This window comes from Pararhodobacter sp. CCB-MM2, assembly GCF_001691415.1.
In the GTDB taxonomy this organism is placed as follows: Bacteria; Pseudomonadota; Alphaproteobacteria; order Rhodobacterales; family Rhodobacteraceae; genus Pararhodobacter.
Map to the genome: position 1 here is coordinate 1 of NZ_LRRR01000072.1, position 653 is coordinate 653.

The window sequence follows — 653 nt, forward strand, 5'->3', positions numbered from 1 at the left end:
TCTCGTGGGCGCGGGCGCGGTGCGCTGCTGCGGACCGGCGGCGGGGGCCGCCGTCCGAACGGCGGTTTCGGTGGCGAGGTAGGTGGTCCACCATGCGTTGTCGCGGGCGGTGCGGGACCAGAAGGTGCGGAAGGCCCAGCGGGTTTCGTCGCCCGTGCCGACAGGGCACCGTACGCGTCGCAGATGTCCGGCGACGGAGAGGGCGTTGAGGGAGGTGCCGATGGCCTGCTGCCCGTAGAGCGGGAGTTGTCTGGTGAGCTGCTTCACGCTCATCGCGGCCCCGTCGGGCAGGTGGTCCACGAACCCGGCGATGTACCGCTCACGGGCCGGGAGCAGCGCGAAGTCATGGGGCGTGCGGGGTTGTTGGTCCGGGGCGGAGCGTTTGCCGTAGCCGGGCTTGGCCATCGGGTACGCGGCGGAGACTGCGGGGACGGGCAGGGCGGAGCTAAGGTGCTGGATAGCCACGGGATCGTCCTTCTAGGTGCTCGATCTTGCGGTGAGACCCCGGCTGGTGCTCCAACACCGTGTCGGGGTCGTTCAGTTCTCGCACCGTAAGCGGCCGTCACGCTCCGCCGCAAGCCGTCACGATTAGTCATACTGTCGGTCCGTGACGGGGTAGGGAGGTGGGGGAGGTTTTCCCTAACCCCCTATGT

At 69.1% G+C, this 653-nt stretch carries 1 protein-coding gene; it reads right to left on the reverse strand.

All coding sequences use genetic code 11. From position 1 onward, the window contains the following. The coding region (locus tag BCY78_RS24240; protein WP_199523199.1) for a hypothetical protein at positions 1 to 405 on the reverse strand (405 nt) is incomplete at its 3' end. Positions 406 to 653 lie beyond the last annotated feature (248 nt).